Source organism: Pseudomonas sp. SIMBA_041 (assembly GCF_046535095.1).
Taxonomy (GTDB): Bacteria; Pseudomonadota; Gammaproteobacteria; order Pseudomonadales; family Pseudomonadaceae; genus Aquipseudomonas; species Aquipseudomonas mucoides.
Map to the genome: position 1 here is coordinate 1 of NZ_JAWRXJ010000020.1, position 25,458 is coordinate 25,458.

Genomic DNA, 25,458 nt, shown 5'->3' on the forward strand with positions numbered 1-25,458 from the left:
AACCGTTCGGCATTTGGCGAGGTCGGCGATGATTACGTGATCGAAGGTGCCCACGGCGACAATCTGGCACTGGAAGCGCTGCCGCTGCCTGCCAGCTATCAGCGCTTGCCAGAATCGTCATTGCCTTCGGCGGTGCTGGAACTGGCTGAGCTGTATTACGTGTATGCGCAAGATGTGGTGGATGGCAGCCATGGCGCGGCGACGTTCAGCGATGCATTGCGACTGCATCAGTTGCTAGATACTGCAAAAAGCGGAACTCAATCACCCCTCAAATGAGTGAGCGGCGATTTTGACAGGTGTGGAATTCGTCGAGATCGATCATATCCAGATTGCCCAGCGTAGACGCATCGGTGCGAGCTCGTGCGCCCCGATGCGCCAAGCAATCTCAGTAGGCATTTTTCCGATCATCCAAGCATGACTTCTTACTCGATTAATTCCGGAAAAGTTGCACCAAACATCGGTAGGCCGCTGGCGGAGCTGATCGCTGTGGCTTCGTCCTGGAGAACGTCCCAGTGCTCGACCAAAATGCCATTTTCGATACGGACGATGTCTACAGCGATGAGCGCAGTCGGACTACCGTTTCCAGAGAAACGGCCATGAACCATCACTTTGTCATCCTCGGCCATCATTACGCTGTGTTCATAAGTCAGTGTAGTGGGCAGACTTTTGATCAAGTCAAATAAACCCTGCCGTCCTGGAGGGATAAGCGCACTGTGCTGGATATAGTCCGCAGACCAATACTCCTCGGCTGCAGCGTAGTCGCGTTTATTGAATAAAGTATCGAAAGCTTTAAGCACGATCGATTTATTTTGCACTTCAATATTCATAGTTGCTCCTGATTGTATATTGAGACTTGGAGAAACAGAACGCCGACCATTCGAGCCCTGACGGACAGTTACAGCGACAGGGTTGGCCTCTCGAGCGCTTTTTAAATTCCGTCAAGTCCAGTTGTGAAAAGGCGAACAAAGGACAACGCCTCAGAGTTCCGCACGCTGTAGGTAATACATCCTAGCCTTGCGGATTTAACCGTATAAGCCGAAAAACCGACATTTCATGCCATACCGCTCAACTAACGGAGAACTTCTATACGTAAATCTTCTTTGTTAAGCGTCAGGAGCAACCGCAGATCTGAGTCCACGGCAGGCGCGTAGCCGTCCTCGGATACCACTAGACTACGAAACACCCGCAGAACGATTTAGCCAATCTGTTGCGTCGACCGGTTGAATCCACAGCCAAAAGTAGCCGTTCATGAACCGCAGCTTTTTGACCCAAAGTCGAGTGACTGCCGGTCTACACCGCGTCCACGTCATTGACCGGCAAACGAAGCAAACATTTCAGCGCGGCACACCTCAAGGATCTCATCCGCCAATGCGGAATCATCCGGGCAGGCACGTGACAAAATAATTGCACCGACAGCACGAGACAGCAGGTCGATCATTTTCTTTCTCCCCTCACCCGAAGCGGCATCCGGCTTCGTCGGATATTTGTCCCCGAGCGTTTGCAAGGTGTGCTCGATCCCTTCGGCAAACGTCGCTTTCACATCATCCGATTGACGCGCCGCGTCGCCACACAACGCGGCCATGGTGCAACCGTTGCCACGTCCGTCCCGATGTTCCCTCGTCACATAGACGTCGATGAAGCCCGGAACATCGAGCGATTCAGCACCTTCCAGCGATTTGGAAAGGCTGCTGGCCGAGGCTTCGGCCATCAGGTCGGCCTTCGAGCCGAAATGCTTGTAGAAACCTCCGTGGGTGAAACCGGCAGCCGCCATGAGATCCGATATACCGACGCCGTCGAAGCCACGCTCACGGAACAGCTCAGAGGCCGTCTCAACGATGTGCTCCCGATTGGCCTGCGCCTGGGCCTTGGTCACTCTCACGTGCAATACCTCATGTCCACTGGGAAATCATGGGCCCAATGATACATAGATGTTGATCACAATCAAAACCGTTGACAGTTTAGATTTCGATCATCATCCTAATTGCACGCACCGCCGACCTCCCTCAACAGGCACGGAAGACATACCCGATGACCGACCAGAATCTGTTCACCCCTTACACGCTTGGCGCCCTCACGCTGTCGAACCGTGTCGTCCTCGCGCCGCTGACGCGCAACCGTGCAGGCCAGGGCTTTGTGCCAAGTGAGTTCGCGGCCACCTATTACAGCCAACGGGCCAGCGCAGGCTTGCTGATCAGCGAAGCCACGCAGATTTCCCGACAGGGCCAGGGCTATCAGGACACTCCCGGGATCTACACGCAGGCGCAGATAGATGGCTAGCGCACAGTGACCGATGCCGTCCACGCCAAGGGCGGAAAAATTTTCCTGCAACTGTGGCATGTCGGTCGGGTGTCGCACGTTGATCTGCAAGAAAACGGCGCCGCTCCCGTGGCCCCTTCTGCGTTGCGCGCCGCCACCAAAGTGTTCGTCAACAACCGCTTTGAAGACGTCTCCGAGCCGCGCGCACTGGAGATCAGCGAACTGCCGGGAATCGTCACCGATTTCCGCCAGGCCGCGGCAAACGCTGTCGTCGCCGGGTTCGATGGCGTGGAGATTCACGGTGCAAACGGCTATTTGCTGGATCAATTCCTCAAGGACAGCGCCAACGTGCGCACCGATGCTTACGGCGGCTCGATTGAAAATCGTGCGCGTCTGCTGCTTGAAGTGACGGCAGCCGTCGTCAATGAAATCGGCGCGGATCGCACCGGTGTGCGCCTATCGCCTGTGTCGCCGGCCAATGGCGTTTCCAGCAGTGATCCGCGGGCTCAATTCGATTACGTCGTCGATCAACTCAACGCCCTCGACGTCGTTTATCTGCACGCAGTCGAAGGTGCAACCGGTGGCCCCCGCGACGTGGCGCCATTCGATTTCGGCGCCCTGCGCCAGCGCTTCAAAAACACCTACATCGCCAACAACGGCTACGACCTGGACCTGGCGACTTCGCGGCTCGCCGAAGACCAGGCCGATCTGATTGCGTTCGGTCGTCCGTTCATTGGCAACCCGGATCTGGTTGAGCGCCTCAAGAGCGGCGCGCCGTTGTCCGCCTTCAACCCCGCCACCCTCTATGGCGGCGGCGCGGCAGGCTACATCGACTACCCGACGCTGGCTGAATCGGGCGCCATCGCAAGCTGAGCAATCAATGACCGCGCTATTTGTTTTCACACATCCTGAAAGAGAGATGACCCCATGAGCATTCGTCCTACCGTCCTCATCACTGGCGCCTCCACTGGCATCGGCGCCGTCTACGCCGAACGCTTCGCGCAACGCGGCCACGATCTTGTATTGGTTGCCCGAGACCAGGCACGCCTGGACGCACTTGCAGCGCGCTTGCGCAGCGAACACGGCGTCGCCGTCGAAGTGATTCCGGCGGATCTGACCCAACTCAGCGATCTGACAACCGTTGAAGCACGCCTGCGCGACGACGCCCGTATCGGCATCCTCGTCAATAACGCTGGCGCCGCGCTGTCCGGCAACTTCATCGACCAAAGCACCGACAGTGTTGCGCAATTGGTCGCCCTCAACACCACGGCGCTGGTGCGGCTCGCCAGCGCCGTTGCCCCACGCCTGGCCAAAGCAGGCGAAGGCGCGATCATCAACATCGGTTCGGTGGTGGGCCTGGCGCCCGAGTTCGGCATGTCGGTCTACGGTGCGACCAAGGCGTTCGTGTTGTTCCTTTCCCAAGGCCTGAGCCTGGAACTTTCGCCCTTGGGCGTTTACGTGCAGGCCGTGCTGCCGGCCGCTACCCGCACGGAGATCTGGGATCGCTCCGGCATCGACATCAACACCCTGAACGAAATCATGGAAGTGGGCGATCTGGTGAATGCCGCACTGGTCGGTTTTGATCGGCGTGAGCCAGTGACGATCCCGCCGCTGCACGAAGCTGAACGCTGGGATGACCTGCAGACCGCACGTCAGGGCCTGCTGGGGCAGATCCGCCAGTCTGCGGTTGCCCAGCGTTACCAAATCCCACAGTGATCTTTTTGTAGCGAACACCCAGCCAGGATTCGATGCAGGCGCCCAAGGCACTGTATCGAAAGCGGCCCGCTGTTCGGAGTAGACATGGCTCCCACGAATACAAATAACCCCGCTGGCTCGCAGACATCGTTCGTCAATGCGCCGAACCAGTCGATCACGGTCAACGGCATTCCCTTCGCCTATCGCGACATCGGCCTCACAACCGGTGTGCCCCTCGTACTGTTCAACCATTGGGGCGCGGTGCTGGATAACTTCGACCCCGGGATCATCGATGGCCTGGCACAAACAAGGCGCATCATTGCCACCGACTATCGTGGGATCGGCGGCTCTGGAGGAACCGCGCCACTGACGGTCGGCGAAATGGCAGACGATGCCATTCAACTGATACGCGCGCTGGGTTTCGAGACAGTTGATGTGCTCGGTTTTTCACTCGGCGGTTTTGTCGCTCAAGACCTCGCCCTAAAGGCGCCCGAATGGGTGCGCCGCTTGATTCTCGCCGGCACCGGACCGGCCGGCGGCCCCGGTATCGACAAGGTCGGTTCGGTGACGTGGCCATTGATGCTCAAAGGCTTGCTGACCTTTCGCGACCCCAAGTTCTACCTGTTCTTTACTTCAACGCCCAACGGCCGCCGATCCGCCTCGCAGTATTTGCGACGCCTGAAAGCACGCCAAAAAAATCGCGATAAAGGCCCGACGCTCAGCGCTTTTCTCCGGCAGTTGAAAGCCATTACCGCGTGGGGCAAACAGGTCCCTCAAGACCTCGGGCGCTTGCGCACGCCGACGCTGATCGTCAACGGCGATAGCGACATCATGGTGCCCAGCATTAACTCGATTGGGCTGGCCAACCGCATCCCCAACGCACAACTTGTGATTTATGAGGATGCCGGCCACGGCGGCATTTTCCAGCACTACGCTGACTTTGTGGACAAGGCACTGACGTTCCTTGATGCCTGATCAACGCGACGCCGTAAAAGCACCGCCCACCCCCATTCCAACCGACAAGAGCCGCACAACGATGAAGGCATTTTTAATTGATCGCTACGGCAAGAACACCGGGCGCATTGGCGAAGTCCCCGCCCCCGCGGTGGGTGTCCACGACGTCTTGATTGAGGTACATGCCAGCAGCGTCAACGTGCTGGATTCGAAGATCCGCAAAGGCGAATTCAAACTGATCCTGCCCTACTCATTTCCACTGGTACTGGGCAATGACCTGGCGGGCGTCGTGGTTGAAGTTGGCTCGCAGGTGAAGCGTTTCAAACCGGGAGACGAAGTCTACGCTCGCCCGCCAGAAACGCGGATCGGGACGTTCGCCCAATTGATCGCCGTGAACGAAAACGCAATCGCCCTGAAGCCTGCCAATACCGACATGGCTCAAGCCGCGTCGATCCCTTTGGTCGCACTGACCGCCTGGCAAGCGCTGGTCGAAACCGCCCAGTTGAAAAAGGGCCAGAAAGTGCTGATCCACGCCGGCTCCGGCGGTGTCGGCACCCTGGCCATCCAGCTCGCCAAACACCTTGGCGCCTTTGTCGCGACCACCACCAGCACCGCGAATGTCGAATGGGTAAAGGCGCTGGGGGCCGATCGGGTGATCGATTACACACGGCAGAACTTCGAAAGTGTCTTGCACGACTACGACGTGGTGTTGAACAGCCTCGGCGCGGACGTGCTGGAGAAGTCACTCAAGGTCCTCAAGCCCGGTGGCCAACTCATTTCCATCTCGGGACCACCCACTGCGCAGTTCGCGCAGGAGCAAGGATTGTCCTGGCCATTGAAGCAAGTCATGCGCCTGCTGAGCCTTGGTATTCGGCGCAAGGCACGCAAGCGGGACGTCAGCTACGCGTTCGTGTTCATGCGGGCCAATGGCGCGCAACTGCAACACATCACCGCGCTCATTGAGGCCGGAATCATCAAACCTGTGATTGACCGCTCCTTCACCTTTGAATCAACGGCAGAGGCATTGACGTATGTCGAGCAGGGACGAGCCAAGGGCAAGGTCGTTGTTACGATCAAATGACTACGCTGCCTGTCGATGAGTCGACCACAGAGGCCGCTGAATCGATGTATGGTTTCGATCAGTTAGCCATCACCTCGTCCAGTGCCTGCTCGAGGGTGCTGACCGTGCGCTCGATGTTGTGCAGCTTTTCGAGTCCGAACAGACCGATGCGGAAGGTCTGGAAATCAGCCGGCTCGTCGCATTGCAACGGCACTCCGGCGGCGATCTGCAGGCCATGGTCGGCAAATTTCTTGCCGCTCTTGATGTCGGCATCATCGGTGTAGCTCACCACTACGCCTGGGGCCTGAAAGCCGGCTGCGGCCACGCTTTTGATGCCTTTGCCGGTCAACATGGCGCGCACCCGATCGCCCAGAGCCTGTTGTTCGCCGCGGACCTTGTCGAAACCGTAGGCTTGCGTCTCGTTCATCACGTCGTTAAATCGCGCGAGGGAATCGCTGGGCATGGTCGCATGGTAGGCATGGCCGCCCTGCTCGTAAGCCTGCATGATCTGAAGCCACTTTTTCAGGTCGCAGACGAAGCTGCTGCTTTGCGTCTGTTCGATGCGCTCGAGGGCCAAAGCACTGAACATCACCAGGGCGCAGCAAGGGGAAGCGCTCCAGCCTTTCTGCGGTGCGCTGATCAACAGGTCGACTGCGCATTTGTGCATATCAACCCACAGCGCGCCTGAGGCGATGCAGTCCAGCACGAACAGGCCACCCACCGCATGCACGGCGTCGCCGACGGCCCGCAGGTAGTCGTCGGGCAGGATAATCCCTGATGAAGTTTCAACGTGGGGGGCGAAGACAATCTGCGGCTTCTGCGCCGCAATGGCGGCCAGCACTTCGTCAAGAGGGGGTGGGGCGTAGGCAGCCTGGCGCCCCGTCTCGACCGGTCGGGCTTTGAGCACCGTAGTGGCCGCCGGGATGTTGCCCATCTCGAGAATCTGGCTCCAGCGATAACTGAACCAGCCGTTGCGTATCACCAGACACTGCTGGTCGGTGGCAAATTGTCGCGCCACCGCTTCCATGCCGAATGTGCCGCTGCCCGGGACCACCGCAACAGCCTGGGCGTTGTAGACCTGTTTCAGGGTCCTGGAAATGTTCTTCATCACGCCTTGAAATGACTGCGACATGTGGTTGAGCGAGCGGTCGGTGTAGACCACTGAGTACTCGACCAGCCCCTCGGGATCGATACTGGGATAGAGCTTTGACATGGAGTGACTCCTTTGGCAGAGATGTCAGTGGTATCGACCCTGCCCTAAGCCTTGGCAAATGACAAGATCGCTCGGGATTGAATGGCGACTTCTGCGGTCGATAACGTCCTGTTACGAAGGGCAGCCGCCGCCGCTCGAATAAAGCTTAGGCAGGCTTGAAACAGTACGCGGCCAGTTTGTTACCGTCGAGGTCCCGGGCATAGGCGGCATAAGCATCGGGTGCCCAGCCCCGCGGCCCCGGAGCGCCTTCGTCGGTGCCGCCACAGGCCAGCGCTGCCGCGTGGAAGGCGTCGATGGCGGCGCGATTCGGTGCTTCAAAGCTGACAGTGACACCGTTGCCGACGCTGGCGGGAGCGCCGTTTGCCGGTTTCAGCACGAAAAAGGACGGGGCATTCTCACCCCAGATCGATCCATTGTCTTCCAGGTCAGCGATGCGTTTCTGGCCGAGTGCGCCGAGTACGTTGTCGTAAAAACGGCGAGCCTTTTGCAGATCGTTGGTACCGACGGTGACGTGAGTGAAGATGCTCATTTTGATGCTCTCTTTTTTAAAAACCAGGTGGGTGGGCATTGCGGTTTGCCCGTGCGCGAGACGTCTGACGCTCGACGCCAGGGCGATTCAATCAGCGATCGAAGTGGATAACGGTGCGAATACTCTTGCCTTCATGCATCAACTCAAAGGCCTTGTTAATGTCTTCAAGTCCCATCGTGTGGGTGATGAAGGTGTTGAGCGGGATTTCGCCGGTCTGGGCCTTCTCGACATACGTGGGCAATTCGCTGCGGCCTTTTACACCGCCGAAAGCGGAACCGCGCCAGACACGACCGGTGACGAGCTGGAACGGACGGGTACTGATTTCCTGACCGGCGCCGGCGACACCGATAATCACCGACTCGCCCCACCCTTTATGGCAGCACTCCAGGGCCGCGCGCATGAGATTGACGTTGCCGATGCATTCAAAGGAGTAATCCACGCCGCCCTCAGTCATCTCGACAATCACGTCCTGAATGGGTGTGTCGTGATCCTTCGGATTGATGAAATCGGTAGCGCCCAGTTGCCTGGCGATGTCGAACTTGGCCGGGTTGATGTCGATTGCGATGATCCGCCCGGCCTTGGCCATGGTCGCGCCGATAATGGCGGCCAGGCCGATGCCCCCGAGACCGAAGATCGCCACGCTGGCGCCCTCCTCCACCTTGGCCGTGTTGAGCACCGCGCCAATGCCGGTCGTCACACCGCAACCGAGCAGGCAGACCTTGTCGAGAGGGGCGTCCTTCGGAATTTTGGCCAGGGAAATTTCCGGCAGCACGGTGTACTCGGAGAACGTCGAGGTGCCCATGTAGTGGAATATGGGCTGGCCCTTGTAGGAAAAGCGGCTGGTACCATCGGGCATCAGGCCCTTGCCCTGAGTCGCACGGATCTTCTGGCACAGGTTGGTTTTGCCGGATGTGCAAAATTTGCACTCGCCACATTCGGGGGTGTACAGCGGGATCACATGATCGCCCACCGCCAGGGACGTCACCCCCTCACCGACCGCCTCGACGATACCACCGCCTTCGTGGCCAAGAATGACGGGGAAGATCCCTTCGGGATCGGCACCGGACAAGGTAAACGCATCAGTGTGACAAACACCTGTCGCAACAATACGTACCAGCACCTCACCGGCCTGCGGCGGTGCTACATCGATTTCCACAATGTGCAATGGCTGGTTCGCCGCGAAGGCGACGGCCGCTCGTGATTTGATCATGTTCGTAATTTCTCGGACGCGAAGTAGAGCCGCCTCTGTGTAGAAGCAGTAAAAATCAGTAGTAAGAGTGTGTTAAGAGGGACGTTACAAAGGGCGGGCATCCTTGCCCTCAAGATCGGTTAGAGCGATGCCTCGATCTTTTTTGCCGCCGCTTCATCTACCCAGGCGTGCCAGACTTCCGGGTGTTCCTTGAGGAACATCCTGGCCAGCTTCGGAGATTCGATGCGTTCCCGGGTCATCCTCGCCAGGTTCTGATTCAACAGGTCGATGGGAATGTTGACCTTCTCCAGAACCGCGACCAGTTCGGGAGCTTGTTCATGAAAAGCCTTGGAGAGTCCGACCATGGTGATAACGTCTTTGTTGGCGCCCGTCTTTTCTTCCAGTCTTATCGCATCGATCTGCCCCATCAGCGGTGTCGGTGACCAGTAATAGAACAGTACCGGTTCACCGCGTTTATAGCTGGACAGGACCGCCGCATCCAATGCGGCACCGGTGCCTGGACGGAAATTCGTGAAGGTGTTTTCGAGACCGTACTCTTTCAACATCTCGGTATTGTCCTGCTCACAAATCCAACCCGCGGGACAGTTGTAGAAGCGGCCTTTTGAAGGTTCCTCAGCGTCGTGAAAGACGCTCGCGTACTTGCTCAAGTCAGCAACTGTCTTGAGGTCAGGAGCTTGCGCTGGCCTGTTACGTTTAACGTCCCCTTCAACAACATAGCGCGGTACATACCAGCCCTGTGTCGCACCAATAATAGGCGCGCCAACCCCGACGACTTTTCCGGCTGCCGCAGCCTTTTTCCAGACCTCGCTGCGTTCCATCCATTCTTCGCCAAACACCTGAATGTCGTTGCCGGCCAGAGCGGTCTCAAGAATGATGGTATTACCCACCAACTGATCCGTTGCACAGCCATAACCGTCCTTGAGCACAATCATCATGATGTCGGTCAGGAGCATCCCGCTCTCCCAATTCAGGCCGGCAAATTTCACCGGCTTGCCCGACTCACACCATCCTGAAGCCTGGCTTGAAGCACTACCAACGAGCAGGCCAAGGGTGAGCAACGAGGCCAGCAAACTCTTCCTGTTTTTCATGATCAGACGCTCCGAATGATTATTATTGGGGGCAGCGAACTGTTGTGTGCAACACAGGAACAAACGAGTCCATCAGATTCAGCATGGACGAGTCTGTGCGCATACACGTGAAGCCAAGGCGTGAATCAATTGCTTTTATTGTGATTGGCGAAACTTAAACCGGGTCTACGGAGGTGCGTCCGTAGAACAACTGGCGGGCATAGGCACTGAACTCAACATTGGGCTGGTCCACGTACGCGAACACCGCATTGAGCCTCAGCCGGTCCCCTTCCACCGGCGTCACCCGGTGCAATGAATAGCGGCCGCGAAACAATGTCAGGGTGCCGGGAACTTGAGGCAAAACCTCTACCTGCTGTGTTTTCGGGTCATCGAGGAATTGCCTGACCGCGTCATAACAATCGTCGTTTTCATTGCGCAGCATGCGCACATACTCGAAATCCCCACCGGCATTCGCCGCCTGAAGAGACAGCGTGACGCTGAAGTCGGAACGGTCAAAATGCCAGCCCAATTCCTGCCCTTCCGTGAAGCCCTGCAAGTTAAGGGCAGCTAATGGATCGGCATGGCGATAGAGCGCGTCCAGCGCCAATACATCTTTGATGAAAGCAAGGACGTCGTCCGACTGATAGATCTGCCTGATCAAATGCTCGGCCGGAATATCGGCGTAGGCAACGGTGTCTTTTGCCGTGTTCATCAATCGTCTTAGCGGATGTTGCGGATCAACGCTTTCATCTTGAGGCTTGAAGTAAACCGTGTGGTTTTCCCGAAAATGAAACATGCGCGAATGCAGGGCTAGTGTCTGATCTGCCATCTCGACAACCGATGGATCGCGAACAAAACCCGGGAAGATTGCAACACCCTCCTCCCCCAGCAATGACTGGCTTTGAGCAACCAGTGCGAGGTAGGCGGGACTGGTGCGGTCAGTAATGGGATAACGCTCAAGGTCGATGATATCGCCCAGGGTCAGTGCAGGTGTGAAAGGTAAGGTAGTCATTTTTGTTGGTCTCCAGTGGCTCTGCTGGATTCAGATTGCATCGTCACAAAAAACAAGTCACGCTCATAATTTTACGCAATTTTGTGAATTATTTTCAGGTCGCCTGCCATGAGACTCACACTGGATCACCTTGTGATGCTGCAAACCCTATCGGAGGTGGATTCGGTAACCGCCGTTGCCGAGCGCCTATGGCTGACGCCCTCGGCAGTCAGTCACCGCCTACGCGAAGCCGAGCGGCGGCTGGGTGTCAGCCTGACGGAACGATCAGGAGGAAAGCTCAGGCTCAGCCCTGCTGGCGCACGCCTGGAACGAGCAGCCAAAGACATCATTGCGATACTCAATGAAGCCGAGTCTGAGGCCAGGTCCATGGCCGGTGGCGTCACGGCGTTTGTACGCATGGGTGTCACCTCCTACGGCCCGTTTCGCTGGATTCCGAAATTCATCAAGCACTACTCAAGTCTGCGGCCAGACATCGAAATCACGCTGGTGACCGTGCCCCGTAATGACGTTTATGCGAGCCTGATGCAAGGAAGACTCGATGTGTCCATCATCGATGACGGCATGGTGCCTAGCGGTGTCGCCAGGTTGCCGCTTTTTCGGGACGACTTGATTGCGATCATGGCAACCGATCATCCCCTTGCCGGAAGGAAAAATATCTACGCGCAAGATTTCAAGACCTACAACCTGGTGACGTATTCGACCGATCGCGCCAGCGGCTGGGAATATGACCGTTTCTTCGCCCCCGCCAGCATTTTGCCGCGCCGCATGATCACGGTGGAGTTGATCGAAGCCATCGTCGAATTGGTGCGCTCAGGCTACGGAATCAGCATCTTGCAACGCGATTTGGTAGCCCCCAGCCTTGAGCGCGGGGAACTTGCGTGGGCGTCCCTGAATGACGGTCTGGATATCGCCTGGAACGCGATCATTCGCCCCTCGGAACGGGAAGACAGTGAGGTCAATAAAATGGTTACAGAGCTGGATAGCTGGATTAAAAATGCAGGAAAACCTGAGCACGGCTAATCGCTGGCTGGCCTGCGGGCTTTCCTTCCCGTCGACTCGACACCGCCTGGAAAGCCCCTCCACGCTCACACCTGATCCATCGCCTCGACCAGCCCCATATCCTCACCCAAAAACCCGCCGCTTTGATGCTCCCACAGCCGCGCATAGAGGCCGTTCTTCCCCAGCAGTTCGGTGTGGGTGCCCTGCTCGATGATGCGTCCGTCATCCATGACGATGAGCCGGTCCATGGCCGCAATCGTGGACAGCCGATGAGCAATCGCGATCACGGTCTTGCCCTGCATCATTTCATCGAGGCTTTCCTGAATCGCGACTTCGACCTCCGAATCCAGCGCGCTGGTAGCCTCGTCAAGTAGCAGGATCGGGGCGTTCTTGAGCATCACCCGGGCAATCGCGACGCGCTGGCGCTGGCCGCCCGACAGCTTGATGCCGCGCTCGCCCACCAAGGTGTCGTAGCCGGAGTGACCTTGCCGGTCGCTCAGTTGGCTGATGAACTCGTGGGCCTGGGCATTGGCCGCGGCGGTGCGAATTTGTGCGTCGCTCGCATCGGGACGGCCGTAGGCGATGTTGTCGCGAATGGAACGGTGCAGCAGCGAGGTGTCCTGCGTGACCATGCCGATGGCGCCGCGCAGGCTGTCTTGCGTCACGTGTGCGATGTTCTGGCCGTCGATGCGAATCTCCCCGCTGTCGACGTCATAGAAGCGCAGCAGCAGGTTGATCAGCGTGGATTTGCCGGCGCCGGAGCGGCCCACCAGGCCGATTTTTTCGCCCGCGCGGATGCTCAGGCTCAGGCCATCGAGCACCTGGCGTTCGCCGTTGTAGTTGAAGCTCACGTTATCGAAGGTGACCGCGCCACCGGAGGTCACCAGCACGCCCGCGTCCGGGGCATCCTTCACTTTGGGACCGCGGGTAAAGGTGGCCATGCCATCCTGCACGGTGCCGATGCTCTCGAACAGCGAGGTCATTTGCCACATGATCCAGTGCGACATGCCATTGATACGCAACGCCATGGCGGTGATGGCCGCCACGGCACCTGCGCCAACCTCACCCTGGTGCCAGAGCCACAGTGCATAGCCACCGGCTGCCATGATCAAACCCACCACCAACGCCTGGTTGACGATCTCGAACTGGCTGACCAGGCGCATCTGACGAAAGCCGGTTTGCTTGAAATCCTCCATCGCGGCACGCGCGAAATGCGCTTCACGATTGGAGTGGGAGAACAGTTTCACCGTCGTGATGTTGGTGTAGGCGTCCGAGATACGCCCGGTCATCATCGACCGCGCATTGGCCTGTTCCTGCCCGACTTTCCCCAGGCGAGGCACGAAGTACAGCATGGCCAGCCCGAACAACGCGACCCAGGCAATGAACGGCAGCATCAGTTTCAGGGCGAAGCCGCCGGCCAGGGCGATGATCGCGATGAAATACACCCCGATCCCGGGTGCGATCTCGATCAGGGTGAACAGCACGTCGCGCACGGCCAGCGCCGTCTGCATCACCTTGGTCGTGACGCGGCCGGAAAACTCATCGGAAAAAAACGAAAGGCTTTGCCGCAGCATCAGGCGATGGAAGTCCCAGCGCAGCCGCAACGGCAAGTTAATCGCCAAGATCTGGTGCTGCACCATGGTGCGCAACGCCACCAGCCCGACACTGGTCACCATGACGATGCCGATGCCCCACAACACGCGACTTTCCTGCGCAGCCGCTTCACCGCCGGCCTGCCAGGTCGAGAGCAGGTCCACGACCTGGCCGAGGAAGGAAAACAGCCAGGCTTCGTAAATCGACACAGCGGCACTGAGCAGCGCCAGCGCAAGAATGTAACCGCGGGCGCCCCGCGTGCAGGCCCACAGGAAGCGAGCCAGGCCGGCGGGCGGTGGTGGCACCTCATCAGGAGGAAAAGGGTCGAGCCTTCGTTCAAACGCACGAAGCATGGTGTTCTCCAAAACGGTCAAGTTGAGGGAATTCTGCCATTGAACGGTTGCTTTGAGGGTTTTGCGACGTTGAGGTAGACGCTATTGGCAAGATTTCAGGCCGTGCGCCGCATCGGCGAAACGTTGAGCGACGCCGAAGGTGTTGCCTCAGCGGACGCCGCCAGCAGATGCTGGGCCATGAAGTCGACAAACACCCGCAGCTTCGGCGAGTGAAAGGGGCTGGCCGGCCACGGGGCACCACGCGGGATCGGGCAAGCTCCGCCTCCATGGTTTCCAGCTCATTGAACATTCGCTGGCAGGCGTCGAGCACCTGCTGCCCTTCGTCGGTCAGTTGAATGCCGCGCGTACTGCGATGAAACAAACGCACACCCAAGCGCTGCTCAAGCCGCGCCACCGTCTTGCCGATGGCCGATGACGAAAGCCCCAGTTGATTGCCGGCCTCGGTGAAGCCCAAGGTCTGCGCGGCACGGGCGAATATTTTTCAGGGCGCTGAGGTTATCGAGCATGTTCATAGGGGCAGGCGCAGTGTGGCCACCCAATTGCAGCATGGCCTCAGCGCCAGTGACATCATCGGCCGTTCTGGCGGTGATGAATTCATCGTGATCGCCCTGGGCACACCCTCCGGTCAACCCGGCGAGGGTCCATGATTCACCTCTAGCAGTCGCCCTCCCTCTCAGCGTGGAAACAACAACGTCACCGCAAAACGAAACCCCCACCCCTGTGGCCCGTCATCCGGGCTGTCGAGCCAGTACCGTGGCCCGGCTTGCACCGTCAGGGGTTGCCCGCTGATTTTCAACAGTTGTGTGACCGTCAGATTGACCGGCACGGACCATTCGCGTGACTGCCAGTTATAGGTGGACTCAGTGTTCACCCCGTAGGTCGTGAGGGTGCTGGTTGTATAGGAAAGGAACGGTTGCAGGAAGGTCTGGTTGACCTTTTCCTTGTTGTCCGGCGGGCTGCCGTCCAGCCCCCAGATGTGGTTGGCGAGTATCCCGTGCGTCCAGCCATTGGCCTGTTTCAGCGCAACCGCGGTCGGGCCGATGCCCCACTGCTCGCTACTGAGCAATTCATCACTGCCGGTAGGAATCAATATTGCCGGGCCGACGCCGAGTATCCAGCCACTGTCCGTGGGCTTTTTCGGCGAGAAGAAAAAGCTCTGGGTGATATCGCCAACACCGGACTTGTCCGCCGCGCCGTCAGGTGCCAAACCATGTTGATCAATGACCGGCAGGATCGTGCGTGAAATCAGGTTCCAGTCGTCATTGAGGGTAAATGGCAGGACCGGCTGAATATTGGTCACGCTGTGCATGCCCTCTCCGGTCGGCCCCATTTTCTGGTCCCAGTTGTACTGCACCGGCAGGCTGTACATGGCTGCCACCGGGTTGAGGGCTTGTTTGGCCAATTCTGCCGAGTCCTCAGCCTGGGCCATGGGCACGAAGCACAATGAAGCGAACAGTGCCGTAGAGGTGTAACTCCATCGCTGTATTAAATCCATTGCTCATCACCTGAATCGACAAAGCAAGAGATAAGCGTAGGCAACAGTGATCAATGTGCAATTTTCCCGAATCTCGCACGTCGACTCGGGTAGTAGAGCTGAAAACCGCCAAACCAGGGCGCCCAGCCTTCCAGTACTTGAATCAGGCACGCGGCATTGAGGGCACCCTCACCCGCCAGGCCACCAACGTCATGTCGGTTTTGCGCACCTCGCGCACCTGGTGTCAGCAGGTGCGCGAGGTAGCTTCAGCCTCAACAGAAAAAACGCGGCCCTGATGGTTACTGCTGCGTGCCGGGCAGCAGTTCAAAGGTGGGGGTAAACGGGGTAATGGCGGCCATCAACTGTTCGAAAGATTTGTGATTGCCCACGAACGTGGCTTTGCCGGCCCCAACGAGTTGAGCGAAGCTGGTTTTCCTCGCCATTACGCCTTCAAGATCAGCACGATCAAGGGTGATCGTAAGGTCGGCATTTTTCGCTTGCTGCCCCTTGATATTGGTCAGAGTTGAATTGCTCAACTCAACCACAAACTGCTCACCGTTGTCGGGCGTCTTGAGATTCAAGACGAAGTGTTGATCCGCCACTTTGCTGCCATCCAGCGCGATGCCCAGGTACTCCAGCCACAACTCGGTACTCATGGCGCGAATCATGTCAGGCCCGGTGGTTTTGGGCGGTACACCCTTTGGCATGCCGTTGCGCAACTCATACGCCGCCGCAAGGAAGCTGTTGCGCACCCCTGCACTTTCCTTCTGATAACCGACCTGCTCATAGACGTCCGCAAGCAAGTCCTTGGCCTCGGTGTTCTGGGGTTCGGCATACACCAGCTTATTGAGAATTTCATAGGCTTCGCGGTATTTGCCCTGATCGAACAAGGATTTGCCCTTGGTCATGATCTTCTCTGAGCCCCCCATCATTTCCACGTACAGCGGTGCCGAATCCTTTGGTGACAGCGGCATCAGCGTCGCCGGGTTGGCATCCCAGTAACCGAGGTAGCGGTTGATCACGGCGCGGCTATTGTGCTCTTCGGAGCCGTGGTAGCTGTGGGTCGCCCAGTTGTTTTTCAGGCTGTCTGGCAATTTATAGACGTTGTGAATCTCGTTGATGGTGACGCCCTGGTTGGCCGCGTGCAGCACGGCGTTATTCAGGTTGGCGTAGGCGTCGCGTTGCGCGCGCATGATGTCCTGAATCCGCTCATTGCCCCAACGTGGCCAACTGTGCGCGGCGAACATGACGTCCGCCTGCTGTCCGTAGCGATACAAAGCGTTGTTGATGTTCTTCGACCAGACCAGCGGATCACGGACCAGAGCACCGCGCAGGGTGTAAATGTTATGGATGGTGCCGACGATGTTTTCCGCGGCCCAGAATGCCTTGAACTGCGGGAACCAGGTATTCATCTCCGCTGGCGCTTCGGTGCCCGGCGTACTTTGAAATTCCATTTCCACGCCGTCGATCGTCAGGGTCTCGAAATCTTTCGAGATATAGCGATTGGGTTCGATCAGGCCCATGTTGCCGATGGACGCATTTTTTCCGATGGCCATGTCGACGTGGCCATACGGACTGTGCGGCAACAACACGCCATATTGGAAAAATGCCCGCCGGGTCATTGCGTTACCGGCGTAGACGTTTTCAGCCACGGCATGTTCCATGAAACCGGTGGGTGCTATCAGCGGAATTTTGCCGCTGCGCACATCGGCCTCGTCGACCAACCCGCGCACGCCACCGAAGTGGTCGGCATGGGAGTGAGAGATCACCACCGCTACGACCGGGCGCTTGCCGATTTTTTCATTGATAAAGTCCAGCGCAGCCTTGGCGGTTTCCTTCGACATCAGCGTGTCGAACACAATCCAGCCCGTATCGCCCTTGATGAACGTGATGTTCGCCAGGTCAAACCCGCGCACTTGGTAAATCTTGTCCGGAACCACCTCGTACAGACCGAAGGCCATATTGAGTATCGCCTGACGCTGCAACGACGGGTTGATGCTGTCGTAGTCCTTGCCGTCGAGCAGGAAGTCATAGCTGCCCATGTTCCAGGCGACATTTCCGGCTTCGGCCATGATCTTGTTGTAGGTCGGTGCCGCAATAAAACCTTTCCTGGCCTCTTCAAAATCTCGTTTATCACCGAACGGAAGTGTCTTGCGTACACCGTTTTGCAGTTCGATCGTGTAGGCCGAAGGCGGTTTGCCTTTGGTATCGAAGTGCGCACTTTTTGTTGCGGAAGGATCAGAACTTGCGCCGTTTGCATCGGCAGCAAAAATGCCAGGACTAACGCCACAGCCCAGCGTCATTGCCAGTGCCAGATGAAGGGTCTTGTTGTGCATGAGGGGGTTCCTGTACCAAGGGCTGCCAAGAGCGTCAATGCGGACAATTGCGCTCGATTTTATTGTTTGGGTACGCGTCAACTTGACCCGCCAGGCCATGAATAGCATATTCATCTCATTACGAAAAATTCCGTTTCAGTGAGTTTCGATAACATAAAGGTTATGAGATGACACCCCGTCGCTTACGTCAGTTTTTGGCATTGATTGAACATGCGCACTTTGGTCGAGCGGCCAAAGCGTTAGGGGTTTCCCAGCCGGCACTGAGCAAAAGCATCCAGTTGCTGGAGAATGAACTGGGCGTCACGCTGTTCGACCGACGCCCTGAAGGCATTGCGCTGACGGCGTTCGGTCATTTGCTTCGTGAAAAAAGTCGACGCTTGTTAGTGGCCGAGGAAGATTTGCGGCGTGACATTGCCTTGCTGGCGGGAGGTGATATCGGAGCGCTGAAAGTGGCCTTGGGTCCCTATCCAAGTATGACCAGCGGATACACCAGCATCGCGCGGCTGCACGCCCGGCATCCGCACATCAAAGTCACGGCCCATGTTGCCGGATGGCGTGACGTGGCTCATCAGGTCGCGACCGGCGTAGTGGATTTGGGGATTGCCGAAATCAGCACCCTGGAGGGGCGGGACGAATTCACCTGTGAGTTGTTGGGTGAGCACCAGGGACGCTTGTTTTGTCGGCCCGGCCATCCTCTGCTTTCGCAAAAGCGTGCATTGACGTTGGCGCAAACACTCGATTATCCCTGGGTGGCTTCGCGTATTCCGCTGCGACTGTCCAGCCACTTACTCCCGGCAACGTTGGGCTGTGCCGGTGCATACGATGCAGTGAACGGTGATTTTGTACCGGCAATTGAAATAGACGTGCCCATGCAAATCGTTAAATTCGTCGAGAACAGTAACGCCCTCGCGGTAGGGAATTTATCGACTTTTGAGCGAGAGTTCCTCGCCGGCGAGGTCGTACCATTAATCCTCCATGACCTCGCCCTGCGCACCCGCTATGGTTTTATCTACCTGAAAGAGCGCTCACTGCCGCCCGCCGTCGAGGTTTACATGAACGAAGTGAGGGGTGTCGAAGAGGAAATTTGTCAGCGTGAAACCGTTCTGGCCCAAATGACAAGCGCAGTGAAAAAAGATCAAGGTTAGTGGTTCGCCTGCCGAAATATCATGCACTTTGGCGACAGCGCGGGATATTCAAGAACGCAACGCCGCGTGCATGAGCTATACCCAAGAGTCCCCCCACCGCACTTCTTCCACTATTGGAGGTTGGCAATGAAACTCTGTCCCCCCCTGTCAGCACTATTGATCACCGCAAGTCTCTTCGGCTGCACCCACTCATCAAACCCGTCAATGAATCTTCCTTTGACAGCGACCCAGAGGAACCCCGGTCATACCGCCACGACCACTTTGACTGGCGAAGGCAATCAAACCAACTTTGACTTCTACATAACCGGCGTTCCAAACGGAACCATCCTGCCCCCGCGCCTCTACACCTTCATCAACAAAGGTAGTTGCCAGCAACCCGGGCCTGCCGCGTTCGCCATGAACGATAAGGTCAATACCGAACCCAATGCGGGGACCGGCGGATGGACCTTTTACAGAAGCGCGCCGATAAAAATGCCAGACCTGTTATCTGGCAAGTACTCCATTGTCGTGCGTACTTCACCCGAGGATGGCAGCGCCGATATTTTCTGTGGCGATGTGGCGCACGCGACTCGATAAAGCACCTCTAGTCACTGTTGAGTCGAGTCGAGTCGAGTCGGGCTGTATGTGGCGATTGTATTCTTGGTTGGGATTTATTCGGGTTGTAATCCTGGCGTTACATACACCACCCCAACATCGCAATCGCCCCGTCTACTTGAAAAAAACGCACTAGACTTTTCCTGCGCCTGTATCTGTGGAGGGTCATATCACAAGGGGAAAATGATTCTGTACGCAGAACCTAGGCTAATTGCTCGGTGGTCAATGCACCAAGGGTCAATGTTGTTGTGCACTCATCGCCCGGTTGCCAGCACCATGAAACAACGAGGAATCCTGGTATGAAACAGCTATCGGATCGTTTCAGGCTATCTATTGTGTTTGCTGCGCTTTTGTCATTCAACGGACTGGCCCACGCGGCCCAAACGGAAAAGACCAACATTCTGTTTATCGTCTCCGACGATACCGGCTATGGCGACCTGGGCCCCTACGGCGGTGGCGTCGGTCGAGGCATGCCCACGCCGAGCATCGATCAGTTGGCGGCAGAAGGTGTCACTTTTTACTCGTTTTATGCCCAGCCCAGCTGCACACCCGGTCGCGCGGCCATGCAAACCGGGCGAATCCCCAACCGTAGCGGCATGACGACCGTGGCCTTCCAGGGCCAGGGCGGTGGTCTGCCCGCCGCCGAGTGGACGTTGGCATCGGTGTTGAAAACCGGTGGCTACGACACCTATTTCACCGGCAAATGGCATTTGGGCGAAGCCGACTATGCGCTACCCAACGCGCAGGGTTATGACGTGATGAAATACGTCGGCCTGTACCACCTCAATGCCTACACCTACGCTGACCCGACCTGGTTCCCCGACATGGACCCGGAAACCCGCGCCATGTTTCAACGGGTGACCAAAGGCGCGTTGTCCGGCAAGGCGGGTGAAAAACCGGTCGAGGAATTCAAGATCAACGGCCAGTACGTCGACACGCCTGTGGTTGACGGCAAGCCCGGCGTGGTCGGCATTCCGTTCTTTGACAACTACGTCGAAAAAGCCGCGCTGGAGTTTCTCGACACCGCGGCCAAATCGGACAAGCCCTTTTTCATCAACATCAACTTCATGAAAGTGCACCAGCCCAACATGCCGGCACCGGAGTTCATTCATAAGTCCATGTCCAAGTCCAAGTACGCCGACTCGATCGTCGAACTCGACACTCACATCGGTCGGATCATGGACAAGCTCAAGGCGCTCGGCCTGGATAAGAACACGTTGGTGGTTTACACCACGGACAATGGTGCCTGGCAGGATGTGTATCCGGATGCCGGTTACACCCCGTTCCGCGGAACCAAGGGCACGGTGCGTGAAGGCGGTAACCGGGTGCCCGCCATTGCCGTCTGGCCAGACAAGATCAAGCCAGACACCAAAAACCACGAGTTACTCGGGGGCCTGGATTTGATGGCCACCTTCGCCTCGGTTGCTGGCGTGAAGCTGCCCGAGAAAGATCGTGAAGGTCAGCCGATCATCTTCGACAGCTACGATATGACTCCCGTACTCACTGCCAGTGGCCCTTCTCCACGCAAGGAGTGGTTCTACTTTACCGAGAACGAATTGTCGCCGGGGGCGGCCCGTGTCGGGAACTACAAGGCCGTGTTCAACCTGCGCGGCGACGATGGCGCAGTAACCGGTGGTCTGGCGGTGGACTCCAACCTGGGGTGGAAAGGCGCCGAAAAATATGTCGCCACCGTGCCGCAAGTCTTCGATTTGTGGCAAGACCCGCAAGAGCGTTATGACCTGTTCATGAACAACTTCACCGAGCGCACCTGGACGATGGTGCCGATCACGGCAGCGATCATGAAGCTGATGAAAACCTACGTCGATTACCCGCCACGCAAACTGCAAAGCATGGGTTATGACGGGCCGATCGAACTGTCGCAGTACCAGAAATTCCAATACGTACGTGATGCGCTGAAAAAAGAAGGCATCAACTTGTCGATGCCAAACGGCAACTGATCAAACAGGCGAAACAGGGCGGCTTCATCAGAGGCCGCCACTTCGCCCTGTTTGACCCTAGCGAGCCGTCACGGCTCATGCCGATTGTCTGCGCCAAGTGCCAGGGGATGTGCCGAACTGGCGCTTGAAGGCGCGACTGAACGCGGCTTCGGATTCGTAGCCGACGGCAAAGCCGATCTGCGCCACATTACCGCGACCCTCGCGCAGCTGTTGAGCCGCCACGTGCATACGCCAGAGGGTCAGGTATTGCATCGGTGGCTGTCCGACCAATGCCGTGAATCGCTCCGCAAACACCGAGCGCGACATGCCCACCTCCTGAGCCAGGGCTTCTGCCGTCCAGCTGTCGGTTGGCCGGGCATGGAGCAGCGCCAGTGCGCGCCCGATGTGCGGGTCTCGCAACCCTGCCAGCCAGCCGCGCCGCTCCGCGGGGAGGCTGGCGACATACTGGCTGACGGCCTCGACAAACAACAATTCCGAGAGCTTGGCGATGACCGTTGTCGAGCCGACGCGCCCCGCCGCTATCTCACTGACCGCGAAACGGAAGGAGCTTTCGATCCAGGCGCCCGAAGCCGTCGCGCGCAAGTCCAGTTTCAACAAGGATGGCAGCGACGACAGCAACGGACTGAAGGGCGTTTCAGAGCCGAGGAATCCGCACAATAACTGTGTGGCCTCGCCGCCCCCGCCGCAGTTGATCCGTGAAATCGCGCCGACTTCCGGCGGCTGGATAACGTCCTTCACCAGCATGGGCTCAATGCTCAGGTCGCTGCCAAACGAATGAGCGTCATTGCGCGGAAGCAGCACGAGTTCGCCGGCCCCCACGTCGATGGCGGCACCACCGTCGATGCTTATTTGCATGTGCCCCGCCGCGACAAAATGCGATGACATGACGTGTCGGGGCGCCGCCAGGAACGGGCTGCAGTCATCCGCCGAGAGCCTGCCGTTAATGCACCAGGGCGCGGTGAGCTCCGCCTCGAGGAACACCCCTCCAGACAGCCGAATCACTCGCAAAACATCAGAAAGCGCATCCAGCATGTGCCAACCCTCCCTTCCGGAGCCCGGAGCAGGTAATCAGGCGTACGGGGCATTCACGGCCGCAAAGGCGACACCTAGATTAGCACCAACGCGGACCCGGCGACCGAGACGAGCCCAGAGGCTCACCCATGGCGAAGGGTTCCGACGTCAACCGTAGCGGCCCCACAGCAGGAGATCGATATGAATACCCTCACGACCATACCCGGCCCGGATTCAGGCAATGCCGCCCGTTATGCGCAAATGGTCAAATCATCGAAAAAATCGGAATGGCAGATCGATCGCGATTTGCTCCGGGACCGTCGTTTCGACTTCTCGCGCAAATTCCTGCCCGACGGGCTGTCGCAGATCGACCGCCTGACCTTTCTCGCCGCGGACGAGGCGCGCCTGCTCAGTCAGATTCAGGGCCGGACCTATGCGTACCTCTTTGGCCTGGTCGAGCGTTTTATCAGTGCCAAGATGCTCGATCAGGGGCGCGCCCATGTCTTTGATGATCAGCTCGCCCTCGAAGCGCTGGTGCGTTTTTCCAACGACGAGATCAAGCACCAGGAGCTGTTCCGGCGCATGGAAACAATGCTGGACTCGCGCTTGCCCGCAGGCTATCGCCAAGTGGCCGATGCCAACGATGTGGCGCGTGCGGTACTGGCGGCCAGCACCTGGTCGGTGCTGGCGCTGACCTGCCATATCGAGCTGTTTGTACAAACGCACTACACGAAAAGCATCGCCCCGCGCGAGGAGTTGTGCCCGCTGTTCAAGGACGTCTTCAAATTTCACTGGAAGGATGAAAGCCGGCACGTCGTACTCGATGAACTGGAGTGGAAGGCCGAGCACACGAAACTCACGCCGGCCGACTGCGACCAGGCGGTGAATGACCTGATTGCGCTGGTAGGCGCCGTCGACGCCATCCTGCAGGCACAATCGGCCGCCGATGCCGAGTACTTCATTGGCAATGTGCCCAGAACACTCAGTGCCCACGAGACCGCGCACATCAAGGCCGGCGTGCTGGGCGCCTACCGCTGGCAATACATTATTTCGGGCGTGCAGCATCCCCACTTTGGCCGGCTGCTGACAAGCATGACCACGCCCGCACAGATGGCCAGGATTCAGTCCGCACTGGCACCGATCATGAGCCACTGAGTGACCGCGCGCGACCGACTGCCCATCGGCCGCGCGCTGCGCGATAACGTGCTGACAGCGATCTGTGGAGGATGGCGGCCATGACGATACCGATGTGGATGCTGCTGGGATTTGCGACCTGGACGTTGCTGCTGTTGATGGCCACCGTCGGCGTGTATCGCTGGGGCGCCATCCTGTTCTCGAATGTGCCGATCGCCTCTTTCCGCAGCGATCAACTCGAAGGCGAGGACTGGTATCGGCGCGGAACCAGGGCACACGCCAACTGCGTGGAAAACCTGCCGGTCTTTGCCGTCATCGTCTGGATGATTTCAGCCCTCGACATCAACGGGCCTGCGGTGAACTACTTGAGCCTGTGCGTGCTGATCGCTCGCGTGTGCCAATCGCTGGTGCACGTCTGCCATGTGCAAACCGATGCCTTCGTGGCCGTTCGGTTTACTTTCTTTAGCGTTCAGTTGCTCTGCTTTCTTGCGCTCATTGTCATCGCCGCCGTTCATGGCGGCGAAATGGCGCTCGACTTGACCCATTATTTGCATTCGTCCTGACCACCGTTTGCATCGGAATTGACCCGCACGCTTTGTAGTGGCGATGAACACTGAACGAATTTTATCCGAGGCGTAGCGCCAGCCAAAAAGCAGCGTGGCGCCGCTGTTTTTGAATCAAGGTTGCTTGCGGAAGAACAAGGTGATCTGGCCTACCTCCACCCCGAACTTGGTCATGAACGAGCGATTGATCAGGGTGTTCTTGTCCATAAGGTACATCCAGTCGTCTAACTGAACCTCATACTCCTTGCCATCCACCGGTAGCCTCAGCACGTAATTCCAGCGCAGTGTATTGCCTGCCACCTCACCAAGCGCCTCGCCCACCACGTCGCCAGCGGTTCCGCGCCACTGACTGGAGCCAACCGGGGTTAACGTCCACACTCGTTTTTGCTTCGTACCGTCGCTGTACGTAAATGATTCGTCGAGTATCAGCCTGCTACCTTCGGAGTGGCCAATGATCTCCACGTGGAAGCGCTTGGCGACCATGCCAGAACGCTTTTGAAACATGCCCCAGGCTTCAACCCGCCCCTCGAAGAATTCTCTCAACTCAAGCTTGGGCGTCTCCTGGCTGTAGGTTTGCACATCCACCCGGCTGCAACTGGCAAGGCCAATACACAGCAGCAGTATCCCTATCTTCAACATGCGCATTTCCTCAACGGTCTCAGGGTTTAGCTGCACCCAGCAATTGGGCGCGCAGCTCCGGGTTACGTGTTCGGGGGTCAAGCCATATCGAAAAAAAAGCTTTGGCGAACGCGACATCTCTCACCACATGCCGAAGGTGCTCACCGACGTAAAAACGTGCGCCTTCTCCAGGCATATAAACGCCGGTGATGCGGTCACCGGCACGCACATCGACAAACGCTTGAAACATCTCCGACTCCCAGCGGGCCATGAGCTTTGAATTCACAGTGTTGGGCGACAGGCGACGGATTTCCTTGATGCTGGCCTCCACCAGATCATCGCGACTAATGGCGCGACTGTAGGTCAGCTCCAGCGCAAAAGGCGCATCCGCATCCAGCGTTTCACCGGCAATGAGGCGTGAGCTCCAGAACTGCGCGCTGTAAATGGAAAACCCGAATACGCGCATCTCGCCGTAACCCAGCCGACGAGCATTGGGAACAGCCTCGCGCCAATCAGCAAAGAGTTCTGCGCTTTGGAGCATCAGAACAAAACAGATAGCGTGGTGGATTAAGCGGCCCGTCTGCCTGGTCATGCAAAGCCCTCGAAATGACTCAATAGGCGCCCTTAAAAGTTATACCAAATAATTATTTTGTACAGCTATCGTCTCAAACTCGACGGCACCCA

General features: G+C 57.8%; 22 protein-coding genes and 3 pseudogenes. 11 read left to right on the top strand and 14 right to left on the bottom strand.

Annotated elements, in window-relative coordinates; genetic code table 11:
• Positions 1 to 276, top strand: a pseudogene (locus tag SB725_RS29735) (gfo/Idh/MocA family oxidoreductase); the annotation flags it as partial.
• A gap of 146 nt (positions 277 to 422) precedes the next feature.
• Here the strand turns inward: SB725_RS29735 and SB725_RS29740 are convergent.
• Positions 423 to 827: an ester cyclase gene (locus SB725_RS29740; RefSeq protein WP_410922978.1), complete on the bottom strand. Its 405-nt coding sequence runs from the start codon at positions 825 to 827 to the stop codon at positions 423 to 425.
• Positions 828 to 1,290: 463 nt separating this feature from the next.
• Positions 1,291 to 1,879: pseudogene (locus tag SB725_RS29745) on the bottom strand (TetR/AcrR family transcriptional regulator).
• 149 nt (positions 1,880 to 2,028) lie between these two features.
• Here SB725_RS29745 and SB725_RS29750 point away from each other — a divergent pair.
• The 4 genes and pseudogenes from SB725_RS29750 to SB725_RS29765 all read left to right on the top strand — a co-directional run bounded on the left by SB725_RS29750 (position 2,029) and on the right by SB725_RS29765 (position 5,986).
• A pseudogene (locus SB725_RS29750) lies at positions 2,029 to 3,129 on the top strand (alkene reductase).
• A 54-nt stretch (positions 3,130 to 3,183) separates the two neighbouring features.
• Positions 3,184 to 3,972 (top strand): SDR family NAD(P)-dependent oxidoreductase, encoded by a 789-nt coding sequence (locus SB725_RS29755; protein WP_410922979.1) that lies wholly within the window; start codon positions 3,184 to 3,186, stop codon positions 3,970 to 3,972.
• 84 nt (positions 3,973 to 4,056) lie between these two features.
• On the top strand, positions 4,057 to 4,926 hold the full coding sequence (locus tag SB725_RS29760; RefSeq protein ID WP_410922980.1) for an alpha/beta fold hydrolase: 870 nt from the start codon (positions 4,057 to 4,059) through the stop codon (positions 4,924 to 4,926).
• A 61-nt stretch (positions 4,927 to 4,987) separates the two neighbouring features.
• The gene (locus SB725_RS29765; RefSeq protein WP_027925196.1) at positions 4,988 to 5,986 is read left to right on the top strand and encodes an NADP-dependent oxidoreductase; all 999 of its coding nucleotides are present in this window, start codon (positions 4,988 to 4,990) and stop codon (positions 5,984 to 5,986) included.
• A gap of 58 nt (positions 5,987 to 6,044) precedes the next feature.
• Here the strand turns inward: SB725_RS29765 and SB725_RS29770 are convergent, their stop codons facing one another.
• The 5 genes from SB725_RS29770 to SB725_RS29790 all read right to left on the bottom strand — a co-directional run bounded on the left by SB725_RS29770 (position 6,045) and on the right by SB725_RS29790 (position 10,996).
• The gene (locus tag SB725_RS29770) at positions 6,045 to 7,178 is read right to left on the bottom strand and encodes an alanine--glyoxylate aminotransferase family protein (protein ID WP_410922981.1); all 1,134 of its coding nucleotides are present in this window, start codon (positions 7,176 to 7,178) and stop codon (positions 6,045 to 6,047) included.
• 145 nt (positions 7,179 to 7,323) lie between these two features.
• Positions 7,324 to 7,707: a VOC family protein gene (locus SB725_RS29775; RefSeq protein ID WP_027925194.1), complete on the bottom strand. Its 384-nt coding sequence runs from the start codon at positions 7,705 to 7,707 to the stop codon at positions 7,324 to 7,326.
• A 91-nt stretch (positions 7,708 to 7,798) separates the two neighbouring features.
• Positions 7,799 to 8,917 (bottom strand): S-(hydroxymethyl)glutathione dehydrogenase/class III alcohol dehydrogenase, encoded by a 1,119-nt coding sequence (locus SB725_RS29780; RefSeq protein ID WP_027925193.1) that lies wholly within the window; start codon positions 8,915 to 8,917, stop codon positions 7,799 to 7,801.
• A gap of 119 nt (positions 8,918 to 9,036) precedes the next feature.
• Positions 9,037 to 10,005, bottom strand: coding sequence for an ABC transporter substrate-binding protein (locus SB725_RS29785; protein WP_059182626.1), 969 nt, complete (start codon positions 10,003 to 10,005; stop codon positions 9,037 to 9,039).
• A gap of 154 nt (positions 10,006 to 10,159) precedes the next feature.
• Positions 10,160 to 10,996 carry a hypothetical protein gene (locus tag SB725_RS29790; RefSeq protein WP_027925191.1) on the bottom strand — a complete coding sequence of 279 codons (837 nt, stop codon included), beginning with the start codon at positions 10,994 to 10,996 and terminating at the stop codon, positions 10,160 to 10,162.
• A 108-nt stretch (positions 10,997 to 11,104) separates the two neighbouring features.
• On the opposite strand from SB725_RS29790, the gene SB725_RS29795 reads away from it, so the two are divergent.
• The gene (locus SB725_RS29795; RefSeq protein ID WP_027925190.1) at positions 11,105 to 12,016 is read left to right on the top strand and encodes a LysR family transcriptional regulator; all 912 of its coding nucleotides are present in this window, start codon (positions 11,105 to 11,107) and stop codon (positions 12,014 to 12,016) included.
• A gap of 65 nt (positions 12,017 to 12,081) precedes the next feature.
• Here the strand turns inward: SB725_RS29795 and SB725_RS29800 are convergent, their stop codons facing one another.
• The 4 genes from SB725_RS29800 to SB725_RS29815 all read right to left on the bottom strand — a co-directional run bounded on the left by SB725_RS29800 (position 12,082) and on the right by SB725_RS29815 (position 17,751).
• Positions 12,082 to 13,941 carry an ABC transporter ATP-binding protein gene (locus SB725_RS29800; RefSeq protein WP_027925189.1) on the bottom strand — a complete coding sequence of 620 codons (1,860 nt, stop codon included), beginning with the start codon at positions 13,939 to 13,941 and terminating at the stop codon, positions 12,082 to 12,084.
• Positions 13,925 to 14,395, bottom strand: a complete 471-nt coding sequence (locus SB725_RS29805) for a LysR family transcriptional regulator (protein WP_410922983.1) — start codon at positions 14,393 to 14,395, stop codon at positions 13,925 to 13,927. Before SB725_RS29805 ends, SB725_RS29800 begins: the two co-directional genes overlap by 17 nt.
• A 219-nt stretch (positions 14,396 to 14,614) precedes the next feature.
• A complete protein-coding gene (locus tag SB725_RS29810; protein ID WP_407692651.1) occupies positions 14,615 to 15,370 on the bottom strand; it encodes a transporter in 756 nt (251 codons plus the stop codon).
• 344 nt (positions 15,371 to 15,714) lie between these two features.
• Positions 15,715 to 17,751 (bottom strand): alkyl/aryl-sulfatase, encoded by a 2,037-nt coding sequence (locus SB725_RS29815; protein WP_410922984.1) that lies wholly within the window; start codon positions 17,749 to 17,751, stop codon positions 15,715 to 15,717.
• Positions 17,752 to 17,918: 167 nt separating this feature from the next.
• On the opposite strand from SB725_RS29815, the gene SB725_RS29820 reads away from it, so the two are divergent.
• From SB725_RS29820 to SB725_RS29830, 3 genes are all read left to right on the top strand, one after another.
• Complete coding sequence (locus tag SB725_RS29820) at positions 17,919 to 18,896, top strand: LysR family transcriptional regulator (protein ID WP_027925185.1); 978 nt, start codon at positions 17,919 to 17,921, stop codon at positions 18,894 to 18,896.
• Positions 18,897 to 19,022: 126 nt separating this feature from the next.
• On the top strand, positions 19,023 to 19,472 hold the full coding sequence (locus SB725_RS29825; RefSeq protein ID WP_027925184.1) for a hypothetical protein: 450 nt from the start codon (positions 19,023 to 19,025) through the stop codon (positions 19,470 to 19,472).
• A 317-nt stretch (positions 19,473 to 19,789) separates the two neighbouring features.
• Positions 19,790 to 21,448, top strand: coding sequence for an arylsulfatase (locus SB725_RS29830; RefSeq protein ID WP_027925183.1), 1,659 nt, complete (start codon positions 19,790 to 19,792; stop codon positions 21,446 to 21,448).
• A gap of 75 nt (positions 21,449 to 21,523) precedes the next feature.
• On the opposite strand, the gene SB725_RS29835 is transcribed toward SB725_RS29830, so the two are convergent.
• Entirely contained in the window at positions 21,524 to 22,480 is a 957-nt protein-coding gene (locus tag SB725_RS29835) for an AraC family transcriptional regulator (protein WP_410922985.1), read from the bottom strand.
• A gap of 180 nt (positions 22,481 to 22,660) precedes the next feature.
• On the opposite strand from SB725_RS29835, the gene SB725_RS29840 reads away from it, so the two are divergent.
• Together SB725_RS29840 and SB725_RS29845 are read left to right on the top strand one after the other, a co-directional pair.
• On the top strand, positions 22,661 to 23,614 hold the full coding sequence (locus SB725_RS29840) for a hypothetical protein (protein WP_410922986.1): 954 nt from the start codon (positions 22,661 to 22,663) through the stop codon (positions 23,612 to 23,614).
• An 80-nt stretch (positions 23,615 to 23,694) separates the two neighbouring features.
• Positions 23,695 to 24,156, top strand: coding sequence for an MAPEG family protein (locus SB725_RS29845; protein WP_050590225.1), 462 nt, complete (start codon positions 23,695 to 23,697; stop codon positions 24,154 to 24,156).
• 114 nt (positions 24,157 to 24,270) lie between these two features.
• On the opposite strand, the gene SB725_RS29850 is transcribed toward SB725_RS29845, so the two are convergent.
• The gene (locus SB725_RS29850; RefSeq protein ID WP_027925180.1) at positions 24,271 to 24,795 is read right to left on the bottom strand and encodes a DUF3833 domain-containing protein; all 525 of its coding nucleotides are present in this window, start codon (positions 24,793 to 24,795) and stop codon (positions 24,271 to 24,273) included.
• Between the two features lie 19 nt (positions 24,796 to 24,814).
• Entirely contained in the window at positions 24,815 to 25,366 is a 552-nt protein-coding gene (locus tag SB725_RS29855) for a chalcone isomerase family protein (protein WP_027925179.1), read from the bottom strand.
• Positions 25,367 to 25,458: the final 92 nt, after the last annotated feature.